Genomic DNA, 21386 nt, shown 5'->3' with positions numbered 1-21386 from the left:
AGTTCACTAAAATTAGTTATTAACTTATTAATATTTTCAGCCAAATGGTATCTAATTTATTTAATATTTCTAATAAGTAATACTATTGATTAGTCCAACTATTAAGATAATTTTTTTGAGCTTGAGTTAATTGATCAATTTCTATGCCTAAAGATTTAAGTTTATATTCTGCTACCATCTGATCTATATCATCAGGAATATTATAAACTTGAGCATCTAAATTTGGATTTTCAATCAGGTAAAGTAAAGAAGATAATTGAAGGGCAAAAGTCATATCCATTATTTCAGCTGGATGTCCATCTGCAGCTGCCAGATTAACCAGTCGCCCTTCTGCTAACAAATAGAGTTGTCTTCCATCTTCTAGTTTAAATCTTTTAATATTTTCTCGAGCTTCACTCACTTCAACTGCTAATTTATTTAAAGCAGGTTTAGAAACCTCTAAATCAAAATGACCTGCATTAGCTAAAACAGCGCCATCTTTCATTACTTTTAAATGCTTCTCGGCGATTACATCTTTACAACCTGTAACAGTAATCAGGAAATCTCCTTTTTTAGCAGCTGCTTCCATTGGCATTACCGCAAAACCATCCATCCACGCTTCACTTGCTTTAACTGGATCAATTTCTGTGACTATAACTCTAGCTCCAAGGCCTTTAGCCCGCATAGCAACACCTTTACCACACCAACCATAACCAGCTACAACTACAGTTTTACCTGCTACTACTAAATTAGTTGTTCTCATAATTCCATCCCAAACAGACTGACCTGTCCCATAACGGTTATCAAAAAGTGATTTAGACTTAGCATCATTTACTGCCATCATTGGAAAAGCCAAACTTCCATCAGCTTCCATAGCCTCTAATCTATGAATCCCAGTTGTAGTTTCTTCTGCTCCACCGATAATATTTGGCAGAAGTTCTTTTCTTGTTTGGTGCAGCATCTCAACTAAATCACCACCATCATCTATAATTAAGTCCGGTTCTGCATTTAAAACTTTATTTAAGTGCTCTTTGTATTCAGTTGGAGTTGAATTATACCAACTATGAACTGTTATTCCTTGAGCAGCCAAACCAGCAGCTACATCATCTTGAGTCGAAAGGGGATTACTGCCTGCAATTGCAACATCTGCTCCAAGCTGACTAATTACATAAGCCAAATAAGCAGTTTTAGCTTCTAAATGTAAGCAGATTACCACCTGTTTCCCTGCTAGGGGCTTTGAATCTTTATGTTCTTTTAAAATTTCATTTAAAATATCCATTTTATCTGCTACCCATTCAATTTTACGCCAACCTTTTTCTGCTAAGTCAGGGTTTCGAATAGTTGATTTTGTTCTCATCTTTTAGCCTCCTTTTATTAACTGAAGATTTAACACACTTATTATAACACAAATATTAAGAATTATCAGCAAATAAAAATCAGCAGTTTTAAAATCAACCTTGATTCGCACTTAAGCTAGCTAAAAGTTCTTTTTGATAAGCAACAAATTTGGGATCAGTTTTATCTCGGGGATAAGGCAGATCTATTTTTTGTTTTTTGCTAATAGTTCCTGGCCGACCATCAATTAAAATAACTTTATCTGCCAAAATTATAGCTTCTTCTATATCATGGGTTATAAATAGAATAGTTTTATTTAGTTTAGCCTGAATGGATAAAATCCATTTTTGCATTTTAGACCTTGTTAGAGCATCTAAAGCTCCAAAAGGCTCATCTAAAGCCAAAATTTTGTGATGAGTTAATACAGTTCGCAAAAGAGCAGCTCTTTGCTTCATCCCTCCTGATAATTGCTCCGGGTATTTTTTGGCAAAGCCCTCTAAACCAAATAAAGGTAAGAGATGCTCAGCTTCAATACGAGCTGCTTTCAGATCACCCTTGTTAATTTCTACTCCTAAAAGTAAATTTTCCATTATAGTGCGCCAGGGAAAAAGTAAATCTTTTTGGGGCATATAAGCAATATGGCCTCTAGTTGCTGTTATCTCTTGGCCAGACAAAATTATCTGACCCTGATCTGGTTGCTCCAAGCCGACTAGAATATTAAAAAGAGTTGTTTTACCACAGCCGCTAGGGCCAATAAGACAAATAAACTCTCCCTGAGCAGCATTTAAATTAATATTTTTGAGAACAGGTAAAACTTGATCTTCTTCTTGATAATTATAAGCTATATTTTTTATTTCTAATAAAGATTCTTTCATTTTTACACCTTCTACTGCAAAAATTTTAAAAATAATTTTAATTATTAAGCAAAAATTGGTTTGTAAAAGCTTTTTCTGCTTCAAATTTTTCAGAAATTAGTCCTTGCTCCGCCATCCAGTCTCCAAATTCCTGCCAAACTTCAAGTTTTTGCTGGCCCCAATAATCTGCTTCTGCTTGATAGCGAGGACTTAACCATTTTTGACTTTTAGTTAGAAATTCTAAACTGCTTTCGGGAACTCTTTTATGCAAAATTTCGGCTGCTTTTTCTGGATTTGCAGCTGCATAATTATATCCCCTTTGAACTACAGCCATAAATTCACGGACTAATTTGGGATTTTTTGCAATCATTTTTTCTGAACTAATAATAATCGGAGTATAATAATCTGGTACATATTCTTGATAATCTTCAAGCATAAAAATCTTTAAATCTAAATCCCTCATCTCAGCTTGGATACCGTCAGCTGCATAAAAAATCCAGCTAAAGTCAAACTTATTACTAGCTAACATTGAAAGCAAATCTCCACTACCAATATTAACAAAATCTATCTCGGAAAAATCCCCTCCACTCCCTTCAACTATCGATTTAATAATTGCCTTTTCAATTTCCATACCCCAGCCACCATATTCTAATCCAGTTAAATCAGCTGGTGTTTTAACATTTTGGTCTTCTAAAAGGGCAAAACCAGAACTATTGTGCTGAACAACTGCTGCTAAAGATACAATTGGTACCCCCTGAATTCTAGCTGGAGTAACCCACTCTTGAAAACTAATACCAAAATCAGCCCGACCAGCACCAACTACCTGCTCAACTGACATATTAGTTCCTGGTTCTATAAAATTTATATCTATATTTTTTTGCTCAAACCAGCCAAGTTCTTCTGCCACAAAAAGCCCTGTATGGTTAGTGTTTGGAACCCAGTCAAGTAAAAAATCTACTTCTGCTGCTCCAACTGTAAAACTAAGGCTTAAGCTCAAAATTAAAACAATTAAAATTATCTTCTTCATTTTAAATTTCCTCCTTTTTCTTTTTAGGACCAGGTATTATTATTTTTTCTAAAAAATTAACTAATTGAAATAAAATTATTGAAAATAAAGAAACAAGAGCTATGCCAGCAAAGACCCTGGACGTTAAGTAAGAATTTGAAGAACGAACTATAAATACTCCTAAACCTAGATCACTTCCCATCCATTCGGCCACAACAGCTGCCATGACTGAATAAGTAGCAGAAATTTTAAGTCCACTAAAAATCATAGGTAAAGCAGTTGGCACTCTAAGTTTTAAAAAAATCTGCCAAGTTGAGGCCCCCATTGCTTTTAGTAAATTAATTTTAGCCTGATCAGCTTGATTGAGACCATCAACTGTATTAACTGCAACTGGAAAAAAACAAGCTAAAATTACAATTAATAATTTAGGCAAGATACCAAAACCAAACCAAATAACAAGCAAAGGAATTAAAACAACAATGGGCACAGTTTGTGAGATAACCATTAAAGGATAAAGAGTTCTGGCTAAAATTTTAAATCTAAAAATTATAGCCCCAACTAAAAGTCCAGCTAGAGCTGAAATAGTTAAGCCGCCAATTGCTTCAAACAAAGTTCTAAAAGAATGCTGAATTAATAAAGAACGTGTATTTATAATTTCCATAAAAATAGCACTTGGGGCTGGTAAAATCCAACTTTTAATTTCTAAAAACCTAACTATAAGTTCCCAACTTATTAAACTTAAAACAAAGAAAATAATAACTGGAAAATAATAATTAATTTTCTGCTTCAAATTATTCATCTTCTTTAGCCTTAACCTGTCTTGCTAATTTTTCAGCAGTAGTTCCTAGTTCTGGGCCAGTAGCTAATTTTAAATAACTAATCACATTCGAACCAGCCGCCTTTTGCACTGCTAAATGAGCTTCTAAAGCAGTAGCCCAAATTTCTTCTAAATCTCCCTCAATTGTTGTCGAAAAAGCACTAACTGTATAATCGTGTCCTGCTTTTTCTATTACTTTGATTGCCTGATCAACTAAAGCATAAATTTCTTCTTTTGCTACAGCTCCTAAAGGTAAACACTGAATATCAACAGCTGCTTTCATTAAATCACTCCTTTCAAGCAAAAAACCTTCCCAAATAAAGGGGAAGGCTTTAAATTTTTTTAGCTTCCCTCCACTGGAATTACCCAGACCAGGTTCTACGAGTTGAATAAATCTCTCAGCCATAATGGCACCCCGAAAAGATTAAATTTTAATTTGCTTTAATATATTTATTCAAGATTTAAATAATAAATCCTTTTATTATTTAAATCTTCTTCTTTCAACAGGCTGAATCCCATTTTTATTCATTAATGAATTAGACATATATTTAACTGCGCTTCCCCCCGATATCAAGCAGACTATATCCCGTATCATTTGTGAAATCAACAACTACCACAGTTTTAATATTTTGAGCACAAACATTAAAATAAATTATAGAAAACAAAAAAACTACTAAACATAATAAAAAAATACTTTTCATGCCTTAATTCTCTTTTAAAAATATAATTATTAAATAAATTACTATAAAAATTTTTAATTTTTTAACCCAAATAAAAACATGCTGATTTATTAAACCAGCATGTTAATTTGAAACTTTATTTATTTTTACTAAGAGTTTTAACTAATATTAAAAGTCAGCATTTTTTGCATATTTTTCAGCAGCTGGAAGTGGTGAAATAGTAACATAAAGAACCAAATTTTCAGACCCTGTATTATCAATGGACATTTTCTCTGGGCCATCAATTTTAGTTAAATCTTGTTCTTGCAGCTCAAATGATTTATCATCAACAATTAAATTTGCCTGACCACTCATTACCTGCAGTAAAACAGTAGAATCAAAATGAGTATGATCAGGTAATGATTTACCTGGAGCTATATTTAAAATAAAAGCAAGAGTATTTTGATCAGAATATATAATTCTCTTAGCAACACTTTCACCGGGCACTGTAATATAATCTTCTAAATTAAATTTTTCCATAATTAAATTCCTCCTCTAAACTTTTAGACATCCTTAATTATCAATAAAATTGACTTGAACTTAAATTTAATTATATCAGCTATTATTATCAATTAAAAGTAATTAAGCTTAGTTTAAAGAAGAAAATCAGCAAATTAATTTTAAATAAATTATATTTTTAATGAACTAAAAAATAAAAAACAAATACTATACCTAAAAGATAAACTAACCAATGCACCTCTTTTCCTTTACCAGTAAATAATTTAAGTAAAGGATAAGTTATAAATCCTAAAGCAATTCCATTCGAAATAGAATAAGTCATCGGCATTGCAATTATTGTCATAAATGCAGGCAGGATTTCTGTAAAATCATCCCAATCAAGACTAGTAATATTAGTCATCATCATTGTCCCTACAATAATTAAAGCAGGTGCTGTAGCTGCACTAGGAACTATTCCAATTAAAGGTTTAAAAAATAAAGCTGCAAAAAATAAAGCAGAAGCAACAACTCCAGTTAAACCAGTTCTTCCTCCTTCAGCTACTCCAGAAGCAGACTCAACATAAGTTGTAACAGTTGATGTTCCAAATAAAGCCCCACCAGTTGTTCCAATGGCATCTGCTAATAAAGCTTTACTTGCTTTAGGCAGATCTCCATTTTCATCCAAATAACCAGCCTGTTGGCTAACTCCGATTAAAGTTCCTGCAGTATCAAACATATCAACAAAAAGGAAAGAGAGTAAAACTCCAATCATTCCCAGATCTAAAGCAGCTTTTAAATCAAGTTGAAATAAAACTTGAGACCAATCGCTAAACTGTGGTAAAGCCACTATTCCATTAAAAGCAGGGGTTACTCCATTAATCCAGCCAAAAGCTGTAGAAGCTAAAATTCCCCAAAGCAAAGCACCCTTAACTTGACGGGCATGTAAAATACCAGTAATAATTAAGCCAAAAATAGCAACAAGTCCTGGCCCTGATAAAACTTGGCCCAAACCAACTAAAGTAGCATCATTTTGGACAACTATCCCCGAATTCTGTAAACCGATAAAAGCTATAAAAAGTCCAATTCCAGTACTAATTCCTGTTTTTAAGGCCATAGGGATACAGTTAACAATCATCTTTCTAACAGGAATTACACTTAAAATAATAAAAATAATACCTTCAAAAAATATAATACCAAGTGCTGCCTGCCAGGTGACTCCCATGCCTAAAACAACCGAATAAGCAAAAAAAGCATTTAAACCCATCCCAGAAGCTAAAGCAAAAGGATAATTACTTAATAGAGCCATTGCCATTGTTCCCAGAACTGCCCCCATAATTGTAGCAATAAAAACACCATCAAAAGGCATACCTGCATCACTTAAAATCGCTGGATTAACAAAAATAATATAAGCCATTGTCATAAAAGTAGTAATTCCAGCAATCACCTCTGTTTTTATATCTGTCTTATTTTCTTTTAATTTAAATAAATTTTCTAAAATCCCATTATTAGTCATTAACTAAATGCCTCCTTATTTTTTTAAAAAATCTTATAATAGAAATTGATTATTAGTTTTAAAGCTTTAGTCTTTATTCCCCCCTTAAAAAATAAAACCCGAGAAAATAGATACCTCAACTAAGAGGAATCTACCTTCTCGGGTTAGTTAAATACCCAATAAGTAAAACATGAAATCCATGCATAAATTAGACATAATCTTAACCCAAATAGGCTAAACAGCTGTAATTAAGCAGATTACGAATAATTTATTTCCCTCATAGTTGCCAGTTATCGGCTGACACTAGAAACTCGTGAACCATATTATCACAATTATACGAGGTCTATTTTTAATTTTAATATTTCTAAAAATTAACTGAAACTTTGTTAATAATTAAAATTCAATTCATACTTAATTATAAATAAATTTAAACAAATTGTCAATAAAATTTTAATTTTTAGCCTGAAAACTAATCAGTACAATTAGGACAAGAATTTTGCTTAGTATTTTTTCTTTTTTTATTAGCTTTATGTCTCCTCATCCGCTTACCACACTGATGACAGTGTTTAGGCTTAACTAATCTATAATCTCCACCCTTAAATTTAATTGCTTTCCCACAAGTTAAAGCTTCTGCGGCCTTCTGGCGAGCTGAACTTAAAACTCTTTGAAAAGTAGGGCGAGAAACATTCATTAGTTCAGCGGCTTCTGCCTGAGTTAAAGCTTCTATTTCTTTCAACCTTAAAGCTTCCACTTCTTCCATTGTCATTTCGACTGTCTCTAACTGCTGATTAGGAACACCTGCTGGTTTAAAAAATCTAATCTCAGGTAATTTTTCAATTATTCGATCCTTAGTTGGTCGAGCCATATTTTTCACTCCTGTTACCTAATTAAAGTCTAGTAAACTACTTTACTATATCTATTATAACAGATTAACTAGTAAAGAACAAAAAAAGATGAAACAATTTCTAACTGATAATTAAGCTAAAACTTAAACTCAGTTTTAAAACTGCTTCATCTTTAATTTTAAGTAACAGTTAAATTTTAGGATTTCAAACAAATTTTAAAGCAGATTCTCTAAAATTTGAACAATATCTTCTTTACGCACAGGACGCGGATTACTTTTTAACATTACTTTTTCTTCTAGAGCAAGTTCTGCTATCTCTTCTAAATTTTCAATTCCAAAATCACTTAAAGTACTATGGATCGAGATATCAGAAACTAAATTACGTACTTCTTCTATTGATCGATGAGCTGCTTCCATTTCAGTCATTTGACTTGTATCTACACCCATTAAACGAGCAATATTAGCAAATTTAGCTGGATTAGAGATTAGATTAAAATTCATAACCTCAGCTAAAATCATTGAATTTACCAAACCGTGTGGTATTTTATACTTTCCACCTAAAGGATGAGCAATAGCATGAACTAATCCTAAACCACAATTACTAAAAGCTATTCCTCCAAAAAGACTAGCTAAAGACATTCCTGTCCGAGCATCCATATTATCAGGATTACCAACTGCTGGTCTTAAATTATCATTAACCATTTGGATTCCTTTAGTTGCAATCATTTCAAAAGGTAAAACTGCATCTTTAGAAGTATAAGCTTCTACACAGTGACTTAAAGCATCCATTCCACCAATAGCAGTTAAACTTGCTGGTAAGGTTCTAGTTAATTCTGGATCCACAATACTTATTTCAGGAGCTAACTCATCTGAAGTAGCTGCAAATTTATGTTTGTTATGAGAATCAGTAATAACTATAGTTTTAGTTACTTCACTCCCAGAACCAGAAGTTGTGGGAACAGTAATTAAAAGACATTGGCGGCTAGTTAATTCAGCCTCTGTATCCATTTTTTCGCTTTCTAAAGCTGATCTAATTGCTTTAGCACTATCAATTGGACTACCACCACCAACAGCTAAAATCGCATCAGCCTCTTCTTCAACTGCATATTGTACACCTGCACTAACAATTGCTAAGGTTGGATCAGGCTCAACTTGATCAAAAATACAATAGTCTACTTGATCAGCTAAAGCATCTGTGACCTTAGCTAAAATACCAGCCTGTTTAATTCCCTGATCAACTACAATCATTAATTTTTTTCTATTTTCTTTTCTTAAAATGGCAGGGATTTCTGTAATTTTATTTCTACCAAATTTAATTTTTGTCTTAATTTGAAATTCAAAGTTATAAGCGTTCATTTTTTCTTCCTCCCCTACTTATAATAATGTTTTAAATAAATCTTTATCTGGAGAAGAAATCATTATCTTATTATAAAGCATACCATTATCTTCATTTGCTGCAGCTCCAGCTTCTAATGCCTGTTCAACTGCACCAACATCACCACTAAAGGTTACATATGCTTTACCTCCAAGTCCAGTTGCTAATCTGACCTGCATTAAATTAATTTCAGCTGCTTTAACAGCTGCGTCGGCACCAAAAATAGCACTGGCAACACTAAAATATTCTAAAACTCCGACTGCATTTACATCTCCGATCTCAGTTGTTCCATTCATTGCACTTAAGAGCTGATGATGAATTCTTGGTATCACCATATGATCTACTAAAAAAGGACCACTTTCTGCAACTCCACTCTTAACTGAAGCATTAACCGAACTAACACTACCTGAAATTAAAACTGTATATTTACCAGGACAGGTCGGTTGGGCCATAATAATTTCAATATCTGCTGCTTTTTTCATGATGTCTGCCACTTTAATTCCCTGACTGATAGAATTAAATTCGAGCAAGCCAATTGCTATAATCATGATACCACCTCATCCTTAGCTTTAAGTTTAATATATTGATCATTAACTTCTACTATTTGAGCATCTAAACTAGCATGAATATTAACACTTAAACTATCTGCTTTTGCTGCTGCCAAAAGCTCTCCTTTTTTAACAACTGCCCCTTTTTCTAAATTAAACACAGCTGGTGCTCCAATATGTTGTTTTAAAGGAATTTTCACTTCTTTAACATCTACTTTTAAAGTTTCTGCTAAAGCTTGATGATCATATTTATCTAAATCTAACCTAGCAGTTTGTCTAGCAGTAGGAATTTTACGATAATCACGCATTGGATGAGCTTTTAATTGATCTTGACTGCTCTCAAACTTTTCTTTAATTTTATTTTTAAAATAAACATTAACTAAGCGTGGTGAAAGCCCCATTGGACAGGCATACAATTCGCAAATTCCACATTCACAGCAGATTTGAGCTTCTTTTAAAACTTCTGCATCTTCATTATAAGATAAGGCCCTCATAATCCGATGTGGTTCTAGCTCATGTCCAATTAAATAGCGAGGACAATATTCAGTACATAAACTACACTGAATACAGGCTGCCTTAGCTTTATTTTTAATATGCTCAATACTCTGCTTATTTCTTTCTATGACAAAATTATTTCGAGGCACTACAATTATTGCCCCATCAGTTTTAGTAATTACTGCCTGATCTATTTCAGAACCAACTAAATTAGTTCCCATCATTGGCCCTCCAACTATAACTGCATAATCATTAATTGTACTGCCACCAGCAGCTGCTATACAATCTTTAACTGAAGTTCCAAGTGGAACCTGAATAATTCTCGGGTCATTTACTTCTCCTAAAACTGAAACATATTTATCAGTTACTGGCAAATCTTTAACTGCTCGATAACTATTATATAAAGTACCTACATTTGTCACTACTACTCCAACTTGGAGTGGAATTCCACCTTCAGGTACAATTCTTTCTGTAACCTCATAAACTAAAATTTGCTCATCACCAGCTGGATAATAACTATCCATTAAAAATAATTCTATGTTTTTATAATTTTTTTCTGCAATTATTTTTTCAAGACAAGCAATTTCTTTAGTATATTTCTTTTTAGTAGCAAAAACTATTTTTTGAGCACCAATATTTTCAGCAACCATTACTATTGCTTCCAAAATCTCAGCTGCAAATTCTCGCATCAAAAATTTATCTGTCTGTAATAATGGCTCACATTCAGCCCCATTGATGATTAGATATTCTGCTTCACAATCATATTTAACATGGGTTGGGAAGCCGGCACCACCGGCTCCCACAACACCTGCCTTAGCTATTTTTTCAATTATATTCATAAAAACTACTCCTTTTATGAAAACTAATTTGTTTTTTCAGAAACTTCACTTTCAGTCTCAATATTTACTTCGACTTTATTAGCAATATAAAGAGCAAGCATTACAGCTGTAAGACCAGCTACTAACTTACCAACCATCATTGGGAAAATCATTTCTCTATTTACCCCAGCAGTAAAACCTAAGTGGTCTCCAAAAACAAAGGCAGCACTTACAGCAAAAGCTATGTTTAATACTTTTCCTTTATCTTCCATTTGGTTTAGAATTTTAAACATTGGAATAACATTAGCCATAGTTGCAATCATACCGGCTGAGCCATTCTCGTTCATTCCAAGAGCTTTACCAGCTTTCAGTAAAGGCTTTTTAAATACTTTAGTAATAAAATGAACCATTGGGAAAGCTCCAGCTAACATAATAGCTATACTTCCTACAATTTCAATTCCATCCCAAACAGGTGCCATACCAGGAATAATAACAATACCTGTTAAAGTTTCAGTAATAATAGCAGCTGTTCCAATAGTAATTACAATTACTACCCCTCTACCAAAATGGGTAAAACCTTTGATCATTTTTTCTGGCATTATCCATAAACCAATTGCAATTAGAGCAGAAACTAAAATAATAGGAAGCAAATTACTAATAATCATTCCCATATCAAAACCTGCTACAAAACCACCAACTAAACAACCAATTGGAATTGTAATAATCCCAGCTAAAACACCTTTAGCTAAAAACTGATGATCTTTTTTATCAATAATTCCTAAAGCTACAGGAATTGTAAAAACGATTGTTGGACCAAGCATAGCCCCTAAAATCAGACCAGAAAAAAGGCCAGCTTCTTGAGTCTGTGCTAACTCCATTGCTAGAGGATATCCACCCATATCATTAGCAAGTAATGAACCAGCAAACATAGCTGGATCAGCACCTAAAAATGAATAAAGAGGAACAACGATTGGTCTTAAAATATTAGCTAAAACTGGAGCTAGAGATACTACACCAACCATAGCTACTGCCAGAGGACCCATAGATTCTATACCTTCATCAAATTTAGCACCTAAACCATATTTATTCCCGATAATTTTGTCTAAGGCACCTAAAATCATGAACAATACCATAATATGGACAATAATTTCATTTACACTCATATATGTTTTCTCCTTTTTTTACTGTATTTTTAAATTTAAATTATTTTTAAAGTTACTCAGCACTTTCAGGGCTTTGAGGTAAAATTGCGTCAAGTTCAGTGTGTGGTCTTGGAATAACATGTACAGAAACTAACTCTCCAATATTAGCTGCTGCAGCTGCACCTGCATCTGTAGCTGCTTTAACTGCACCAACATCTCCGCGAACCATCACTGTTACATAACCACTACCAATTAACTCTTTGCCAATTAAAGTAACATTTGCTGCTTTAACCATTGCATCTGCTGCTTCAATTGATGCTACCAAACCTCTTGTTTCTACTTTTCCTAATGCTTCTCTAGAAGCCATAATAAATTCCTCCTTAAATTATTTTAGCTAAAATACTTTTTATAATTTTTTCCTTTTTTTCTGAACTAAACTGATCTGTAGTTAGTTCTTCAATAATTTTTCTAATTTCTACTTTTAGTTCTTCTTTTTTTATATATTTACATCTTAATTTTTTTTCACGAATTAAATCTTTAGCTCCTGGGGTAATTAAATCATCTGCGAAAATATAAATCAGTGATGACTCAGCTAAAGCTTTTTTATTTAAAGTTTTTTTAGTAATTAAATTTTTTGCCACTTTTATCCCCTCACTTAATTTCATTCGGCTAAAGAAAATTTTTAGTCATCTTTAAATTCTGGACTAATCTCAACTTTGTCTATAATTCCAATAATTGAAGCATCAACTGGTAGATCTCCCTGACATAAACTGCGGCGAGCTGAACTACCATTAACAACTAAAACAGTCTCGCCAACTCCAGCTCCGATTTGATCAACAGCTACAAAAGTAGATTTGTTAATTTCACGGCTGCTGTGATCCAAAGGCTCAACTACCATAAACTTAAATCCATTTAAGTTTTCATCTTTTCTAGTTGCCCAGACATTACCAATTACTTTACCAATAATCATTGTAAACTACCTTCCTTCTATATATTCTATCTCAATTTTTTGATCTTTAATATAGTCTTTTGCTAGTGCGGTTACTATACTACTTTGGGGAATTTCAAATTTAGAATGATTTTTTTGATAAAGTTTTTGAATTATAGATAAGTCAATCAGTTTTTTATCAAGTCTAAAATATTCGCTCTGTGTTTTAGTTTCTAAATGATTAGGAGTAGAATTTTTAGACTCATTTTTCATTTCTAATTCAGCTGCTAATTGATTTAAGCCTAGAAAAACAAAACCATAACTTTTTAATTTTTCCTCAGCTTTAATTAATTTATCATATAAAGCTTGAGGTACATTACCATGATAATTGCGGTAACTTAGACCCTCTTCAATTATATAAATGTTTTTACCCTCAAACAGAAATTTAACTATAAATTCAAGTTGAGCCTCAACTTGAATTAATTCTGCAAGTTCAATTAAGCTTTTAAGATCCAGCTGGGTAATAATCAAATTTTCTACATCTGCAAAATCAGCAACTTCATTTTCTGCTTCTATTTCAATTAATTCATATTTTTCTCTAAAGGACTGAGCAAATTGAAAATCTGCTTTTTGACTTAATAAAATCTTTTCTTTCTCGAATTCATTTTTTGAGTTGTCAGATTGATCATTCAATTTTTTTAAAACTTCTTTCACAATAGTTTCAATAAACTCTTCTTTTTGCAAAGATAATCACCTCCGACTTTAAAATTACAAACAGTTTAAGGCTATACCAAGTGGGGTTACTAAAAAGGGATTTTCTGGTTTAAAGCTTTTAATCGCTGTTTCTGATTCAATAGCTTTTTCTATTCCCTTTAAACAGCTAGTACCTCCAACAAGATATAATTCTTCAACTTGATGCTCAGCTGCTTTATCTTTTACTATACTCCCAATTTTATTAAGCACTGGCAGTACAATAGAATAAACATCTGCTTGTTTGGCTGGGTCTACTTTTAATTTATCTGCTTCTGCAAAATCAATTTTATAGTTACCAGCAATAGTTAAAGTTAAATGAGTTCCACCTGTTGCTTCATCAGCGGTCTTTACTAACTCACCATTTTCAAAAATGGAAATACCAGTTGTTCCACCACCAATATCAACTACTGCTCCATTTTTTACATTTAAAACAGAGTTAGCTGCTGATGGTTCATCTAAAGTATTTAGAACTTCCATTCCTGTTGCCTCTACAACATGTTTATGAGTTTTACTATCAGCTTCAGATGTTTCTGATGGAACTGCAATAGCAGCTTGTTGAAGTTCTACTCCAAGTCTGTTTTCCAGTTTTTCTTTTAGTCTTCTAACTATAGTAATTGCTCCCATATAGTCCACAACTAAACCATCTCTTACAACTTCGGCTGCTTCTAATTCGCAAGCTAAAGGTTGATTGTCAGCATTTAAAACAACAATTCCAATATATGCTGTACCAAGGTCTACCCCTACTTTAAGCTCGGCAGCATTTAATTTTTCACCATCACAATTGAGGTTCTGATGTCGACTTGCTTCAACTTTTTTTACTAGCTCATCTACTTTTTTTAAATCAATCATTAGCATGTTTTCCTGTTTTAATTACTTTACCACAATCACCTTTTTGTAATAAACAGGCATTAGCTTCATCATAATCTAAGTGCATATTCAATTTATAATTTTCATTTACCCTTACTAAAACATCTTTGAAAATTACAGGTCTAGTTGTTAATGCCTCAACATTAACAATTTCTCCATCTTCTACATCTAATTTAGCTGCATCTTCTGGAGTCATGTGAATATGTCTTTTAGCAATAATTGCACCTTCCTCAAGTTTAACGACATTTTTAGCAGATGCAATAAAAAGAGAGGCTGTATCTTCAGTATTACCAGATAATCTTAAAGGTGCTTTAACTCCTAGACCAACTGCATCAGTCTGAGAAAGCTCTACCTGTGTTGATTTTCTAGCTGGTCCTAAAACTGCAACATTTTTCACTACACTTTTAGGTCCAATTAAACGCAGTTTCTCTTCTGCCAAAAATTGACCTGGTTGAGAAAGTTCTCTGCGGGGAGTTAATTGATAGCCTTCACCAAATAATTTTTCAACATCTGCTTGACTTAAATGTATATGTCTACCTGAGGCCTCAATGGGAATTAAATTTTTCTGATTGTCTTCACGCATTTTTAAAATCAAGTTTTTAATTTCTTTTCTTAATGCTTGTTCTTCCATCAAATCACCTCTTTTTTATATTTTCCAGCTTGATATTTACACATCATTACATAAAAAACACTACTCATCCTATTTAAAGCCTTAATAATATCTGGACGCTTAATTCCTTTTTCATCTCTAAAAGCTTTAACTGCTGCAATTTCTACCTCACGGACAGAACTACGCAAACTATTTAATTTGATTAAAATTTTCCCCAGATCTGTACTTGGTAAAATATGTTTAACAGAGAAATATTTTTGTGGATTATGCGATCTTGCTCTTATCTCTGCTGCTGTGAGACCGATTATAGTGTCTAACTTTAATTCTTGATCTCTTACTTCAGCTGCTAAGACATTTCTCATAATCTCTAAGCTTTCTTCTAAGTCCTGATAAAGCCCAGGAATTTCTTCTGTTTCAACTACTAGCATCACTTCTAAAATTTGAGATTGGAAACTATCCAATTTACCTCGGTATTCAATAAGTGGATGATCTTTGTAAACTAATTTATTAGCAAATATTTGAGTCATAGCTTCTGGTTTTTCTTTAAAATAAGCTCCAGAATAATATGATTGATATTTAAAATCAGCTGACTTTTTATCAACTTTAGCTCTACCTTTGCTAATTTGATCTGAATCATTTGTTTTTGTTTCTGACTGGTTTTTAGTTTTTTCTTTACTAGCTTCTGCTTTTTTTTGCTTTTCACCAGGTAATTTTATTTTTTTATCTCTTAAATACTGGCGAGCAGAAGGTGTAATAATAGTGTTTTCTTTGATCTCTAAATTTTCTAAACCACTTTTTTTAGCTAGTTCTCTAAGTTTACTTTCGGTTATTAAATCCACAGTAAATCATTCCTTTTTTAATCCGGGCCAAACAACTTAATGCTGGCCCGGCTAAAGTATTATTTATTATTTTTGTGGTAAAATAATTTCAACTTCATTGTGTGGTCTTGGAATTACATGAACAGAAATTAATTCTCCAACTCTTTCTGCTGCTGCTGCACCAGCGTCTGTTGCTGCTTTAACTGCACCAACATCACCTCTAACCATAACAGTTACAAGTCCGCCACCTACATGCTCTTTACCGATTAAAGTAACATTAGCTGCTTTCACCATTGCGTCTGCTGCCTCTACTGATCCAACTAAACCTCTTGTTTCGATTAATCCTAATGCATTTGAATTTGCCATTATATATTCCTCCTAAGTTTATTTTTAATTTATTTTTGACTTATTTCTAAGTTAATACCTAATTATATTCAGCTTATTTCTGAGATAATTTTTCTAAGATCTTATCGATAATAATGTCTAATTCTTCTTCTCCACTATCTTTAAGATTAGAATTAGAAGTTGCAGTTTGAGTTTGAGGTGTAGAAGTTTCTACATCTCTAACTCCATAAGCAATTCTTCTGCGATCAAATAAGTTAAGTGGTGTTATGTTATCAGAAGTAGCATTACCACCTTTAGAACCACAGCCTAAAGTAAATGATGGAGCTAAGTTAGTAGTTTTTCCTGTTGCTCCAAGAGCTGTAGGAGTATTAACTAACATTCTAGAAGTAGGTTTTTTAAGTGAGAAAGCTCTAATAACCTCTTCATTTTTACTATGAATTCCTAAAGAGTGACCAAGTCCACCATAATTTAGAATTTCCATTGATAAGTCACACGCTTCTTCCCAGTTTTCTACTGTATAGAAACCTAAGAGTGGAGCTAATTTTTCTCTAGAGAATGGATAATCAGGACCAACACCACCTGTTTCACTAATTAGAACACGGCAGTTGCTTGGCACCTCAATTCCTGCAATTTCAGCAATCTTTTGAGCTGATTTACCAACTATAGCTGCATTAAGCCCACCGTGCGCCGGTTGGATAGCATCCTCAACTTTTTTGCTCTCATCTGCATCGAGAAAGTAGGCGTTTTCTTTTTTAAATAGTTCAACTACTTCATCTTTAATGCAGCTTTCTACTATAACAGACTGCTCAGAAGCACAAATTGTTCCATTATCAAAAGTTTTACTCTGCATAATTCTTGCTACAGCTTTATCTAGGTCAGCACTTCTTTCAATAAAGGCTGGTACGTTACCAGGACCTACACCTAAAGCAGGAGTTCCAGAGCTATAAGCGGCTTTAACCATTGCTGAACCACCAGTAGCTAAGATTAAGGAAACATCTTCATGACTCATTAGTTCGCTTGTTCCTTCAAGACTAACTATATCCATGCAACCAATTAGTCCTTCTGGAGCACCTAATTCTGCTAATTTTTTATTTAGTACATCTACTGCTTTTTGAATACACTCTTGAGCAGAAGGATGAGGACTAAAGATAATTGCATTAGCTGCTTTTAAGGAAATTAATGATTTATAGATAGTTGTTGAAGTTGGATTAGTAGAAGGAACTAAAGCTGCAATTACTCCCATTGGGCTTGCTACTTCAGTAATTTTCTTTTCTCTATCTTCTCTAACAACACCTACTGTTTTCATATCCTTAATATAATCCCAGAGACCAGTACTAGCTAGTAGATTTTTTTCTACTTTATCTTCTACTATACCCATTCCAGTATCTTTAACTGCTAACTCAGCTAAAGGCTGAGCTTCTGCTGCTGCTGCCTTTGCTAACTCAGATACTAAATTATCTATTTGTTCTTGACTATATTCTGCTAATTCTTTTTGTGCCTTTTTTGCTTTTTGCACCAAATTCCTTGCCATTTGAATTGATTTTAAATCTCTATCTTCTAACACTAAGTATCACTCCTTTTACTTTTTGCATCTAAAATTGCTTTGATTAGTTCTTTTTTACGGGCATATTTAATTTCTTTATTAGTTAGTTTAATATTTTTTATTTCTCTAGCCAAAGAACGCAGCTCAACTACCTTATGCTCTTTTAATTCTTTTTTAGTTAGCTGTTTTTTTGACTCAGATTTTTCTTTTTTTGGCTTTGATTTTTCTTTTTTATTCTGCTTAGATTCTAAACTAGAATCTGGCTGAGCATCAGTTTTAGTCTCAGCTTTAGTCTTTGCTTCTGATTTTTTGTCAGTTTTAACTTCATTTTCAGCTTCAACTTCAGCTTGATCTGACTTTTCTACTTTTTGTGCTTCTTTTTCAGTCTCAGAGCCAGTTTTCGAGTTAAAACTATTATCTCCTAAAATAGAATCGAGCTCTGCTGCTGGACGTGGAATTACATGAGTTGAAATTAATTTTCCAACTCTGGGAACTGCTGCTTCTGCAGCATCAATTGCTGCTTTAACAGCACCAACATCTCCTATTATTTCAATTGTAACCAATCCACCTCTAACTTTTTTGCAGGCTGAAAGGCTAACATTAGCAGCTTTTAAGCAGACATCTGCAGCCTCTACTGAAGCAGTGTAACCATATGTTTCTATTAGTCCAAGTGCAGTATTGCTCATTTTAACCTCTCCTTATAATTAGTAACTTACTGGATTATCAGCAACAGATTTTACTGCTGCAGCAAATGCATCACAGGCTGCTTTACAGGCTGACTGACTTCCAGTTAGTAAACCTCCACCAAAGTTTGTTTCAGATGGGGGACCAAAGAAAGTTACCATTTCAACATTAGCTGCTTTTAAAGCAGCATCTAAAGCATAAATCGATTCAATCGGTGGTGCAATTAAATAAGCAAGTGCCTGGCCTTCTGGAATTCCAGCAGTTTCTGATAAATAAGTACCAGTTCTAGAAACGCAGTGATTATAATAGCAGATACTTCCATCTTCATTTGCACTATAGAAGCAAGCATCATTTTCAATAAACTGAACAGCTGCGTTTAAACCACTTTTTACTTCAGCAGGGCTAGGACCAGCAATAATTCCGATAAACTCACCTGCTAATTTTTGGCTTGCATTATCTGCTCCACCATAAAATGAGGTAGCATAAACAACATCCACCATTGCTTTTTTAGTTGCTTCATCAATAGCTGTATAACCAACATCATCAATATCACAGGTAATCATACCTACACTGCGCTGATCATCATTTAATTTTAATTCTTTTTTCAAATCAGGACTAACATTAGGAATTAATTTAACACTTAAAACTTCTCCATATAAGGGATCATTTCTCATAACTAATTTTCCTCCTTTAATTAAATATCTAAATCAAGTCCACTTGCCTTTTGATCTAACATAGCTTTAATAACATCTGCAATATGTGCTCCTGCTTCAACTGCTGGTGTACCACCAGAGTGAATATTAGAAATAACTGTTCTATTTGCTTCTGGCATACCTACTTTTGCATCATAAGCCATATAACAGCTCATACTTTCGGCAGTTGCTAAACCAGGGCGCTCACCAATAAGAACACAACTTACATCAGCATCTAAGCATTCTGAAATTGCATCCATAGTTGCTACTCTACCGTATTTAACAAAGAAAGGAGTTCCAATTTCTAAGTTATAACCTTCTAGACCCTGCTTAATTGCTGGGAAAACATCTCTTAAATTAGCTTCAATTGCTGTAGAACTTAAACCATCCGCTACATAAATTTGTACTTTAGGCTTGTCTTTACAATTTTCTTTAATCTTAGCTAAGTTTTCTTCATCAAATTGACGACCTAAATCAGGTCTAGTTAAAAACTCATCTTTATCCTGACACTTAGTCTGAACTCTAAATAAGTCCATTTCTTCGATGATTTCATCTGAAACATCAGTAAATACTGCATCCATTGCAGCTGCATGGTCAGATCTAAATCTTAATAATGTCTGAGTTTTGTAACGAGGTCCGGTTCTCCAAACACCAAGTCTAGCAGAAGTATTAGCTTTTAGATTTAAAATTGCTTTTTCATCTGCAGGGTTTGGTACTAAAAGTTCCTTCTTTAAATCTACTTCAGTAATATCAGCAATAACTCCACTTTCTACTTCAGTACTTGTACCTGAAACTGCTGATTGTACTTCATTTTCTACCTTTTCAACTGTCTTAGGATTATCTGCTCCAACTTCTTTTAAAACTTCTTTAACAATATCTCTTAAATCTCTTTCAGATATCATTTACTTCACCTCTCCATTTTTCAAAAATATAGAAGCATCGCCAGCTTTATCTGTTAATTTACCATTTTTCATAATTCCCATCTTTTCTAACCAAGCTTCAAACTCAGGGATAGGTCTTAAGCCAACAGTTTCTCTAATTGCTTGTGCTTCATGGTAACCAGCAGACTGATAATTAAGCATAATATCGTCACCAACAGGTACTCCAATTAAATAGTTACAACCAGCATTTGCTAAGAGTACACCTAATCTTTCTAAATCATTTTGGTCTGCTTTCATGTGGTTTGTATAGCAAACATCTACACCCATTGAAATACCACTTAATTTACCCATAAAGTGATCTTCTAAACCAGCTCTAACCATTTGCTTACCATCATATAAATATTCTGGTCCAATAAATCCTACTACTGTGTTAACAATAAATGGATCAAATCTTTTAGCAAGACCATAACATCTAGCTTCCATAGTTAACTGGTCTGCTCCAAAGTGAGCATCTGAAGAAAGCTCTGCTCCCTGACCTGTTTCAAAATACATTACATTAGGACCAGTTGCAGTACCTTCTTTTAAAGCAAGCTGTCTTGCTTCTTCAATTAAATCTGCAGTTACACCAAAAGCTTCATTTCCTTTTTCAGAACCAGCAATACTTTGGAAAATCAAATCAGCTGGTGCTCCAGCTTTAATTGCCTTCATCTGAGTTGTCATATGTGCTAAAACAGATATTTGAGTTGGGATTTCCCACTCTCTTTTAAACTCATCAAATTTATTTAAAATAGTAGTAACACTACTTTGACTATCATCAACAGGGTTTAAACCTAAAACTGCATCTCCTGCACCATAAGAAAAACCTTCCATCATTGAAGGAATAATTCCATCAATATTATCTGTTGGGTGATTAGGCTGTAATCTAAAAGATAAAGTTCCTGGTTTACCAATAGTAGTATTACAATGAGCTGTAACTACTATCTTCTTAGCACCATAAATTAAGTCAAGGTCAGACATTAATTTTGTTACTGCTGCTACCATCTCACTTGTTAAACCACGACTGATTCTTCTAATATCACTACCATTAACCTCATCACTTAAAATCCATTCTCTTAATTCAGAAACAGTCCAGTTTTTGATTTCACCATAAATTCTTTCATTAACATCATCCTGGATAATTCTAGTTACTTCATCTTCTTCATAAGGAACAACTGGGTTATTACGAAGATCTGAAAGACTTAGGTTTGCAAGTACAGTTTTAGCTGCAATTCTTTCTGTTACAGATTCCGCTGCTACACCTGCTAATTGATCTCCAGATTTAATTTCGTTTGCTTTACCCAGCACCTCCTTTACACTATCAAACTGATAGACATCGCCAAATAATTTGCATTTTAATTTCATCT

25 protein-coding genes and 2 riboswitches are annotated in these 21386 nt (G+C 33.4%); all 25 genes read right to left on the bottom strand.

Translation table 11 applies throughout. The features are described 5' to 3' along the window. Positions 1 to 82: 82 nt before the first annotated feature. The 25 genes from HPRAE_RS01540 to HPRAE_RS01420 all read right to left on the bottom strand — a co-directional run bounded on the left by HPRAE_RS01540 (position 83) and on the right by HPRAE_RS01420 (position 21384). Positions 83 to 1336 (bottom strand): adenosylhomocysteinase, encoded by a 1254-nt coding sequence (locus tag HPRAE_RS01540; RefSeq protein WP_014552492.1) that lies wholly within the window; start codon positions 1334 to 1336, stop codon positions 83 to 85. Between the two features lie 94 nt (positions 1337 to 1430). After that, on the bottom strand, positions 1431 to 2189 hold the full coding sequence (locus HPRAE_RS01535) for an ABC transporter ATP-binding protein (RefSeq protein WP_014552491.1): 759 nt from the start codon (positions 2187 to 2189) through the stop codon (positions 1431 to 1433). Positions 2190 to 2226: 37 nt separating this feature from the next. Next, complete coding sequence (locus HPRAE_RS01530; RefSeq protein ID WP_014552490.1) at positions 2227 to 3195, bottom strand: ABC transporter substrate-binding protein; 969 nt, start codon at positions 3193 to 3195, stop codon at positions 2227 to 2229. A gap of 1 nt (position 3196) precedes the next feature. Then, complete coding sequence (locus HPRAE_RS01525) at positions 3197 to 3964, bottom strand: ABC transporter permease (protein WP_169307619.1); 768 nt, start codon at positions 3962 to 3964, stop codon at positions 3197 to 3199. 1 nt (position 3965) lies between these two features. Beyond that, positions 3966 to 4274 carry a thiamine-binding protein gene (locus tag HPRAE_RS01520; protein ID WP_041607121.1) on the bottom strand — a complete coding sequence of 103 codons (309 nt, stop codon included), beginning with the start codon at positions 4272 to 4274 and terminating at the stop codon, positions 3966 to 3968. A 48-nt stretch (positions 4275 to 4322) separates the two neighbouring features. Then, positions 4323 to 4419, bottom strand: a riboswitch (TPP riboswitch). Positions 4420 to 4839: 420 nt separating this feature from the next. After that, positions 4840 to 5190 (bottom strand): cupin domain-containing protein, encoded by a 351-nt coding sequence (locus HPRAE_RS01515; protein ID WP_014552486.1) that lies wholly within the window; start codon positions 5188 to 5190, stop codon positions 4840 to 4842. Positions 5191 to 5347: 157 nt separating this feature from the next. Then, positions 5348 to 6661: an NCS2 family permease gene (locus tag HPRAE_RS01510; protein ID WP_014552485.1), complete on the bottom strand. Its 1314-nt coding sequence runs from the start codon at positions 6659 to 6661 to the stop codon at positions 5348 to 5350. A gap of 239 nt (positions 6662 to 6900) precedes the next feature. Then, positions 6901 to 7000, bottom strand: a riboswitch (purine riboswitch). Positions 7001 to 7109: 109 nt separating this feature from the next. Next, a complete protein-coding gene (locus tag HPRAE_RS01505) occupies positions 7110 to 7505 on the bottom strand; it encodes a DUF134 domain-containing protein (RefSeq protein WP_014552484.1) in 396 nt (131 codons plus the stop codon). A gap of 195 nt (positions 7506 to 7700) precedes the next feature. Further along, positions 7701 to 8840: an iron-containing alcohol dehydrogenase gene (locus HPRAE_RS01500; RefSeq protein WP_014552483.1), complete on the bottom strand. Its 1140-nt coding sequence runs from the start codon at positions 8838 to 8840 to the stop codon at positions 7701 to 7703. A gap of 18 nt (positions 8841 to 8858) precedes the next feature. Beyond that, entirely contained in the window at positions 8859 to 9407 is a 549-nt protein-coding gene (locus HPRAE_RS01495; RefSeq protein WP_014552482.1) for a BMC domain-containing protein, read from the bottom strand. Beyond that, the gene (locus HPRAE_RS01490) at positions 9404 to 10741 is read right to left on the bottom strand and encodes a 4Fe-4S dicluster domain-containing protein (RefSeq protein WP_014552481.1); all 1338 of its coding nucleotides are present in this window, start codon (positions 10739 to 10741) and stop codon (positions 9404 to 9406) included. The genes HPRAE_RS01495 and HPRAE_RS01490 overlap by 4 nt, the downstream gene beginning before the upstream one ends. 23 nt (positions 10742 to 10764) lie before the next feature. Further along, positions 10765 to 11883: an ethanolamine utilization protein EutH gene (eutH, locus tag HPRAE_RS01485; protein ID WP_014552480.1), complete on the bottom strand. Its 1119-nt coding sequence runs from the start codon at positions 11881 to 11883 to the stop codon at positions 10765 to 10767. A 52-nt stretch (positions 11884 to 11935) separates the two neighbouring features. Then, positions 11936 to 12229, bottom strand: coding sequence for a BMC domain-containing protein (locus HPRAE_RS01480; protein WP_014552479.1), 294 nt, complete (start codon positions 12227 to 12229; stop codon positions 11936 to 11938). 13 nt (positions 12230 to 12242) lie between these two features. Then, positions 12243 to 12503, bottom strand: coding sequence for a hypothetical protein (locus HPRAE_RS01475; RefSeq protein WP_014552478.1), 261 nt, complete (start codon positions 12501 to 12503; stop codon positions 12243 to 12245). 41 nt (positions 12504 to 12544) lie between these two features. Then, a complete protein-coding gene (locus tag HPRAE_RS01470) occupies positions 12545 to 12832 on the bottom strand; it encodes a EutN/CcmL family microcompartment protein (RefSeq protein ID WP_014552477.1) in 288 nt (95 codons plus the stop codon). Between the two features lie 6 nt (positions 12833 to 12838). Next, a complete protein-coding gene (locus HPRAE_RS01465) occupies positions 12839 to 13534 on the bottom strand; it encodes a hypothetical protein (RefSeq protein ID WP_014552476.1) in 696 nt (231 codons plus the stop codon). Between the two features lie 24 nt (positions 13535 to 13558). Beyond that, positions 13559 to 14392, bottom strand: coding sequence for an ethanolamine utilization protein EutJ (eutJ, locus tag HPRAE_RS01460; RefSeq protein WP_014552475.1), 834 nt, complete (start codon positions 14390 to 14392; stop codon positions 13559 to 13561). Further along, positions 14385 to 15041 (bottom strand): phosphate propanoyltransferase, encoded by a 657-nt coding sequence (gene pduL, locus HPRAE_RS01455; protein WP_014552474.1) that lies wholly within the window; start codon positions 15039 to 15041, stop codon positions 14385 to 14387. Before pduL ends, eutJ begins: the two co-directional genes overlap by 8 nt. Further along, complete coding sequence (locus tag HPRAE_RS01450) at positions 15041 to 15859, bottom strand: cobalamin adenosyltransferase (RefSeq protein WP_014552473.1); 819 nt, start codon at positions 15857 to 15859, stop codon at positions 15041 to 15043. The genes pduL and HPRAE_RS01450 overlap by 1 nt, the downstream gene beginning before the upstream one ends. 66 nt (positions 15860 to 15925) lie before the next feature. Further along, the gene (locus tag HPRAE_RS01445) at positions 15926 to 16204 is read right to left on the bottom strand and encodes a BMC domain-containing protein (RefSeq protein ID WP_014552472.1); all 279 of its coding nucleotides are present in this window, start codon (positions 16202 to 16204) and stop codon (positions 15926 to 15928) included. A gap of 73 nt (positions 16205 to 16277) precedes the next feature. Continuing rightward, positions 16278 to 17747 carry an acetaldehyde dehydrogenase (acetylating) gene (locus tag HPRAE_RS01440; protein ID WP_014552471.1) on the bottom strand — a complete coding sequence of 490 codons (1470 nt, stop codon included), beginning with the start codon at positions 17745 to 17747 and terminating at the stop codon, positions 16278 to 16280. Next, entirely contained in the window at positions 17747 to 18412 is a 666-nt protein-coding gene (locus tag HPRAE_RS11330) for a BMC domain-containing protein (protein ID WP_014552470.1), read from the bottom strand. The genes HPRAE_RS01440 and HPRAE_RS11330 overlap by 1 nt, the downstream gene beginning before the upstream one ends. Positions 18413 to 18430: 18 nt before the next feature. After that, positions 18431 to 19084, bottom strand: a complete 654-nt coding sequence (eutL, locus tag HPRAE_RS01430) for an ethanolamine utilization microcompartment protein EutL (protein ID WP_014552469.1) — start codon at positions 19082 to 19084, stop codon at positions 18431 to 18433. Between the two features lie 20 nt (positions 19085 to 19104). Next, entirely contained in the window at positions 19105 to 20001 is an 897-nt protein-coding gene (gene eutC / locus HPRAE_RS01425; RefSeq protein ID WP_174254496.1) for an ethanolamine ammonia-lyase subunit EutC, read from the bottom strand. A 3-nt stretch (positions 20002 to 20004) separates the two neighbouring features. Next, entirely contained in the window at positions 20005 to 21384 is a 1380-nt protein-coding gene (locus HPRAE_RS01420; protein ID WP_014552467.1) for an ethanolamine ammonia-lyase subunit EutB, read from the bottom strand. Positions 21385 to 21386 lie beyond the last annotated feature (2 nt).

The sequence above is a fragment of the Halanaerobium praevalens DSM 2228 genome, assembly GCF_000165465.1.
In the GTDB taxonomy this organism is placed as follows: Bacteria; Bacillota; Halanaerobiia; order Halanaerobiales; family Halanaerobiaceae; genus Halanaerobium; species Halanaerobium praevalens.
The sequence above is the reverse complement of the archived record's forward strand: the minus strand, read 5'-3'. Positions and strand labels throughout refer to the sequence as shown.